A 6,644-nucleotide genomic window follows, 5' to 3' on the forward strand; every position below is an offset into this window, starting at 1 on the left:
ATATAAAAGCATTCCTCCAATTTTGATTATTTATAGTATTTGTTTTTCTTAAGATTTGCAACTCTAAATCTTGTCTATCAACTTTTTTTGCTTTAATTTTATATATCAACAAAACTTTAAGCAGAAAATACAATTCAAAAATACGATTATCCCTTACATAATATTGTGAAATGATCTTTAAATTTTCCTGCTTGCTGTTACCAAGTTTTTTAAGTTCATTCTCCCCAACAAGTCTAACAGCCAAATTTTTAGAATTAATTTCTATAATTTTTTTAGTATCAGGATACTTAAAAAGTCCTATATTAAATTCATTTAGCCTAAGAACACTATCTGGAAAAATATAAATACTATAAAATTTTTCAAATTCACAAAAATTATAATTTTTATTTGTAAGCTTATTTTTCGCAAAATATTCATATTGAAAAATTTGTCCAATACCACGAACATAGTCAGTTACATTTATTTCACCGCCCTTACACTCCATGATTGCACGCACACTATTGTTCTCAAATATAGTAAAGTCAGCAATTATGCCATTTATATATTTATCTTCACGTACAAATTTAACATTTGAAAAATCAATATCCAAACTTTTACAAATATCTTTTTGGATATCATAATTTGTAAAAATTTCATCTTGAAAAGCTTTCTCTAATCCAAAATCATGCATTGATATTTAAAACCTCCAAAATTCTCTCTATCTTTTGCGCATCTTTTATGCCGTTTTCGTCCTCGACTTTGGAGTTGATATCGACTAGATATGGCCTAAATTTCAGCGCCTCTTTTATATTGTGCTCGCCTATGCCTCCAGCCATGCCAAATTTAAACTTGACCTCTTTTAAAATTTCCCACTCAAAGCTAGTGCCGTTTCCGCCGGCATTTTCGCCCTTGCAGTCAAAAAGTGCCATGTCAAAATGCTTAAAATCAATCTCTGGCAAGCTATCTTTCACGCTAAAAACCTGCCAAATCTCAAGCCCCATATCTTTTAAATTTGCATGCAAATTTTCACTGATTACTCCGTGCACTTGAGCTACGTCAAGCCCTGCAAACTGGCAAATTTCCATTATCTCACAATCACTTTGCTCCGCAAAAACGCCAACTACTTTTTTGCCTTTGCTATGAGCAAATTTAGCTATCTGCCTAGCTAAATTTAGCTCGACCTTTCTTTTGCTTTTAGCAAATATCAGCCCGATAAAATCAACATCCAAAGCGCAAACCGCACTTGCCTCATCTAGCGTTTTGATGCCACAAATTTTAACTAGCGCCATTACGCTTGCGCCTTTATAAACTCTTCATAAAATTTATATGCCTTACCAGAATTTATAGCCTCAAGCACCATTTTTTTGGCCTCGTCTGGGCTCTTTGCACCATCAGCTGCGTAGAGTGCAAACATCGCATTAAAGACCACGATGTCAAATTTTGCCCCCTGTTCCTCGCCTTTTAGCGTGCGTATCAAGGTTTTGGCGTTTTCTTCTGGTGTGTCACCCTCGATGTCGCTATGCAGCGCTCTTTTAAAGCCAAACTGCTCTGGCGTGATGCTATACTCAAAAATTTCGCCATTTTTTAGCTCCACAACGCTCGTTTCACTACAAAGCGTGATCTCGTCTAATCCGTCATCGCCGCGGACGACCAAAGCGTGCTTTCTGCCAAGGATCTTAAGCGTCTGAGCGTATAGTTTTAGCACTGGCTTATGATAGACGCCAACTAGCTGGTTTGTAAGGTTTAAATTTGGATTTAAAAGCGGCCCAAGCACGTTAAAGACAGTTCTTATGCCAAGTCTTTGGCGCACTTCTCGCACTTCGCCAACAAGTGGATGGAAAAACGGCGCATGAAAAAAGGCTAAATTTTTATTTGCTAAATTTTCACGCTGTTTTGCCAGTGATTTTTCACTTTTTACGCCTAAAATTTCAAGTACATCAGAGCTACCAGACTTACTTGAAACTGCCTTGTTGCCGTGTTTTGCGACCTTTATGCCAAGACTTGCAAGGATAAATGCAACTGTAGTTGAGATATTTATCGTCTTAAAGCCATCTCCACCAGTGCCGCAAAGATCGATCATAGGCGTGTCGTCACGGTAGGTTTGCGAGTATTTTAAGATATTTTTTGCAAGCGCTGCAAGGCTTTTTGGGTATAAGCTCTTTTCGCTAATTAGCACCAAAAGGGCTGAAAGCTGCACGATCTCATACTCTTTGCTAGCTATTATCTCGCAAATTTGCTCAAAGTCGCTATCATCAAGCGGTATGCTCTCTTGAAGCTTGATAAGATAAGGCTTAAGTGAGCGGATCTTAGGCTCTTTTACCTCATCTTTTGCCTTGAAATTTACAAAATTTTCAACTATTTTTTTGCCGTATTGTGTGAAGTAGCTTTCAGGGTGAAACTGGATGCCAAAGATCGGCTTATCTTTAACGCTAAGTGCCATAACTACGCCATCATCACTCACCGCATCAGCGCTTAGCCCAGCTGGGAGCTCGTCCACATAAAGCGAGTGGTAGCGCATAACCTCAAATCGCTCAGGCAGCCCTGCAAAGAGCGGCTCTTTGTTTTTCACGTCTATAAACGAGGTCTTGCCGTGAAGCGGGTCGTCTAGTCTTTTTATCTTTGCGCCGTAGCTTAGACCGATGGCTTGGTGTCCAAGGCAAATGCCAAGCACTGGCACGCCAAGGTCTGCCTGCAAAATTTCTAAGCAAACTCCGCTATCTTTTGGGTGCTTTGGCCCTGGGCTTAGGATGATCTTACTTGGGTTTAGTTTTTTGATCTCTTCAAGCGTTATCTTGTCGTTTCTAACGCATCTAACCTCTTCTCTGGTGAGCTCTTTTACGTACTGCTCGACGTTGAAGACAAAACTATCGTAGTTATCTATAAGTAAAATCAATCTCTATCCTTTTAAATTTAGCGGCGGATTGGGCTAAATATTATAAATTTAGGTGAGATTATAACTAAAAGAAATTTTAATTAGGCTTTTGTGCGGCTCTCGTAGGCCTTTAAAAGTGAGAGCATATCGACGTTTTCTAAATTTACACCAGTTGGCACGCCTTGAGCGATCTTGCTAAATGAAATTTCACTCATGCCAAGCTTGTCCTCGACATAAAGCATAAGAGCGTCTGAATTTAGCCCCGGCGTAAAGGCAAAGACGACCTCTTTTGAGCCATTTTGCGTAATAGCACTTCGCAACCTCTCTATGGCCTCCTCGTCGATCTCATCAAGCACGAAGTAAAGTCCGTTATAAATGCCATTTTGCTCAAAGACTAAGATATCTTTTGGGCTCTCAACCAGCAAGATGACCTCGCTATCTCTGCTCTCGTCACTGCAAATGTCGCAAATTTCATTTTCACTTAGCCCACCGCAACGCTCACAACGCTTGATAAATCTCACCGCATCTTCGATATTTTGCGCGAGCCTTAGCCCTGCAAAGCTATCTTGCATGCAGACAAAGTAGGCAAACCTTGCGGCTGACTTTTTACCCACACCTGGTAGCTTGGCAAAAGACTCAGTTAGCTCGTTAAATTTCTCTAAGCCCCTTTTCATGCGCGTTTTGCCTTTGCACGAAGTAAAATTTTAAAGACGTGATAGCCGTCCTCGTAGTCGTAAGCAAGCTCAAATTTTTGCATCTGACAAATTTGCTCGATGATGTAAAGTCCAAGCCCCATGCCGCTTCCAGCACTCACTTTATCGCCGCGCACGAAGGCTTGTTTGTAGTAGTCAATCGGGTGATTTAGCTTTTTACCTAAATTTTTAACCGCTATAAATTCGCTATCGCAGATCAAAATAGCCTTCTTATCCTCCGCGTATTTTAGGGCGTTATCTATCAAATTTTTAATCGCCAAACTAAAAAGCTGAAAATCCACTCTCAATATAACGTCGTCTCTGATATCACAGCTCACTCGCTCTTCAAATTTATCAAGCATAAGCATATCTTGCACCTGCTCTAAAATAAGCGAAAAATGGCACTCTTGATAGTTTATGGCGTAGCTTTTAGAAAGAAGCTGCTCGACCTTACTAAATTCATTTATAAGCATCTCAAGGCGCTCAAAAACGTTTATAAGCCTCATCTTTTGAGTGTCGTTTGCGACCATTTCTGAGACGATCCTGCCCTTGCCAATAGGCGTCTTTAGCTCATGCATGATCGCACGTAAAAATAGCTGCCTTGAGCGGATGAGCTCTCTGATCTTGCAAACGGCGTTGTCAAACTCGACCGCCACCTGCCCGATCTCGTCTTGCTCGTTTTCATTTAGCCTTGCAGTCATCGCCATCTCCATATTGCCGCTGGCAAATTTCCTGATATCTTTGCTAAGTCTTCTAAGCGGCAAGAGGCTTCTAAGCACCGAGACATAAAGCGAGATAAGAAGAGCCGAGATGATCAAAAATGCCACCCAAAGCGGGTCATTTACGTGCCTTGCGTCGTTACTCTCAAGTAGCAGCTGAAAAGATGGATTTTTGATAAGCAGGTACAAATCGCCCTTGTAGTTCACTGACTGCACCACACCAAGAGGAGTGTGCTGAGTGACTAGGGCTGTGCCATTTGCCACGACTGATGTGGCTAAATTTTTATTGCCTACGTACTCTAGGTTGAAGTTTTTAAAGTAGTGTTCCAAATCTCTTGGAGGGTTGCCGCGCTCATAGAGTGCTACGAGGTAGTTCATAGCACTGATCTGACGGTCTTTTAGCTTCTCAAGGGCACTTTCTTGCTGAATGTTTGCAAATGTCACAAAAAGCAAGCACATCAGCGAGAAAGCGATGGCAAAGATGATAGTTATCTTGGTAGTTATGGAGTATTTCATCCGATAAGCTTATATCCTATGCCTCTAACTGAAAAAATATGTTTTGGCGCTTTTGAGCTATCGCCGATCTTCGTTCTAAGGCGTCCGATGATGACGTCTAAGCTCTTTGAGTCCTTGTCTTTTAGGCTCTTGCAGTTATAAACTAGCTGCTCACGAGAGACTGAAAAGCTGTGCTGTTTGATGAGATAAGTTAAAATTTCATACTCGGCTGGTGTTAAAGCAAGGGCTTCATTATTAAAGTAAATTTCGTGGCGCTTATCGTCTATCCTAAATGCGCTATCAATGACCTCTTCTTGCACTTCGTTTGTCTTTTTATATCTTCTAATAAGGCTTGTGATACGAGCATACATCTCTTTTGGATCGTATGGTTTTGGTAGGTAGTCGTCCGCTCCAAGCTGAAGGCCAACGACCTTGTCGCTTATGTCACTGCGAGCCGAGCTGATGATGATAGGTATGTCGTATTTTTGGCGAATTTCTTTGCAAACTTCAAGGCCGTCTATGCCTGGTAAAGTAAGGTCAAGTATGAGCAGATCATAGTTTTTTATCCCTGCGCTTAGGCCTAGATATGGGTCTTCAAAGTTAGTCACTTTTATATTAAAGCTATCAAGATATTCAGATAAAATTTGAGCAAATTCTGGATCGTCTTCGATCATTAAAACATTAATCATAATTTTTTCCTTTTGACTAAAAATAGTTAGAGATTATACGGCAAAAATGTAAATTCTTTTTTAAATTTAAACTTTTTTGGATAAAATCGCAAATTTAAAATAAGCTTAATAACAAGGAAAGATGTGGAGTTTGATTATTACGAGATCCTTGAAATTTCAAGAAATGCAAATGGCGACGAGATAAAAAAAGCTTTTAGAAAGCTCGCACTAAAGTACCACCCAGACAGAAACGCTGGCGATAAAGAAGCGGAGCTTAAATTTAAGCAGATCAATGAAGCCTATCAGGTCCTAAGCGACGAGCAAAAGCGCTCGATCTACGACAGATACGGCAAAGAAGGGCTTGAGGGTAGATTTGGCAGTGGCGGTGGCTTTAGCGCTGATTTTGACCTTTCAAACATTTTTGACTCGTTTTTTGGAGGCGGTTTTGGCGGTGGCTCTAGACAGAGAAAAAGACGAAGCGAAAAATACTCAGCAGACCTTGAAATTCCTATAAATTTAGAGTTTAACGAAGCTGTTTTTGGCTGTGAAAAAGAGATCAAATTTGATCAAAAAGTGCCTTGTCCGACATGCAACGCAACAGGTAGCAAAGATGGCAAAAGCAAAACTTGCCACCACTGCGGTGGAAGCGGCAGGGTCACACGCGGAAATGGCTTTATGAATATCGTTCAAGAGTGCCCATACTGCCACGGAAGCGGCGAAGTGATAAGTGAGCCGTGTCCTGATTGCAACGCAAAAGCCTATAAAACCCAGCAACAAAGCGTCAAGATCACCATCCCAGAGGGCGTTGATAGTGGCATGAGAATGAGGGTCGCTGGCAAAGGCAACATCGGTGCAAACGGCGTTCAAGGCGATCTTTACGTGAGCATAAATGTAAAAGAGGACAAGCACTTTATCCGCCACAATGACGACGTTTATATAGAAATTCCAGTATTTTTTACCCAAGCTGTTCTTGGTGAGAGCATAAAAATCCCAACACTTCGCGGTGAAGCTGAGCTAAAACTACCAGTTGGCGCGAAAGATAAGCAGCAATTTATCTTTGAAAATGAGGGCATCAAGGGTGTAAATTCACGCAAAAAAGGCAGACTTGTAGCTCAAATTTCTATCCAAACACCTGATAAGCTAAGCGACGAGCAAAAAGAGCTTTTAAACAAGCTTCAAGTTAGCTTTGGCATAGTTTCAGGCAAGTCAAGCACCGATG

The 6,644-nt window shown here is 40.8% G+C and carries 6 protein-coding genes and 1 pseudogene; 1 reads left to right on the plus strand and 6 read right to left on the minus strand.

The window, feature by feature from the left end; all coding sequences use genetic code 11:
* From Q0296_RS04240 to Q0296_RS04265, 6 genes and pseudogenes are all read right to left on the minus strand, one after another.
* Window positions 1-670, minus strand: a pseudogene (locus Q0296_RS04240) (hypothetical protein); the annotation flags it as partial.
* Window positions 663-1,268: a phosphoribosylanthranilate isomerase gene (locus tag Q0296_RS04245; protein ID WP_298036920.1), complete on the minus strand. Its 606-nt coding sequence runs from the start codon at window positions 1,266-1,268 to the stop codon at window positions 663-665. The gene Q0296_RS04245 and the pseudogene Q0296_RS04240, both read right to left, overlap by 8 nt.
* On the minus strand, window positions 1,268-2,872 hold the full coding sequence (gene trpD, locus Q0296_RS04250) for an anthranilate phosphoribosyltransferase (RefSeq protein WP_298036922.1): 1,605 nt from the start codon (window positions 2,870-2,872) through the stop codon (window positions 1,268-1,270). Before trpD ends, Q0296_RS04245 begins: the two co-directional genes overlap by 1 nt.
* An 80-nt stretch (window positions 2,873-2,952) precedes the next feature.
* A complete protein-coding gene (gene recR / locus Q0296_RS04255) occupies window positions 2,953-3,525 on the minus strand; it encodes a recombination mediator RecR (RefSeq protein WP_194170917.1) in 573 nt (190 codons plus the stop codon).
* Complete coding sequence (locus Q0296_RS04260) at window positions 3,522-4,778, minus strand: ArsS family sensor histidine kinase (protein WP_298036929.1); 1,257 nt, start codon at window positions 4,776-4,778, stop codon at window positions 3,522-3,524. The genes recR and Q0296_RS04260 overlap by 4 nt, the downstream gene beginning before the upstream one ends.
* Window positions 4,775-5,446, minus strand: coding sequence for a response regulator transcription factor (locus tag Q0296_RS04265; protein WP_298036932.1), 672 nt, complete (start codon window positions 5,444-5,446; stop codon window positions 4,775-4,777). Before Q0296_RS04265 ends, Q0296_RS04260 begins: the two co-directional genes overlap by 4 nt.
* Before the next feature lie 123 nt (window positions 5,447-5,569).
* Between Q0296_RS04265 and dnaJ the strand changes: the two genes are divergently transcribed.
* A partial coding sequence (gene dnaJ, locus Q0296_RS04270) for a molecular chaperone DnaJ (RefSeq protein WP_298036934.1) occupies window positions 5,570-6,644 on the plus strand: 1,075 nt, incomplete at its 3' end.

Source organism: uncultured Campylobacter sp. (assembly GCF_937890585.1).
In the GTDB taxonomy this organism is placed as follows: Bacteria; Campylobacterota; Campylobacteria; order Campylobacterales; family Campylobacteraceae; genus Campylobacter_A.

Bases quoted from the DNA above. Each gene is read 5' to 3' on its own strand.
- Q0296_RS04245 (WP_298036920.1), bottom strand. From the start codon at position 1,268: ATGGCGCTAGTTAAAATTTGTGGCATCAAAACGCTAGATGAGGCAAGT.
- Q0296_RS04265 (WP_298036932.1), bottom strand. From the start codon at position 5,446: ATGATTAATGTTTTAATGATCGAAGACGATCCAGAATTTGCTCAAATT.
- Q0296_RS04260 (WP_298036929.1), bottom strand. From the start codon at position 4,778: ATGAAATACTCCATAACTACCAAGATAACTATCATCTTTGCCATCGCT.
- recR (WP_194170917.1), bottom strand. From the start codon at position 3,525: ATGAAAAGGGGCTTAGAGAAATTTAACGAGCTAACTGAGTCTTTTGCC.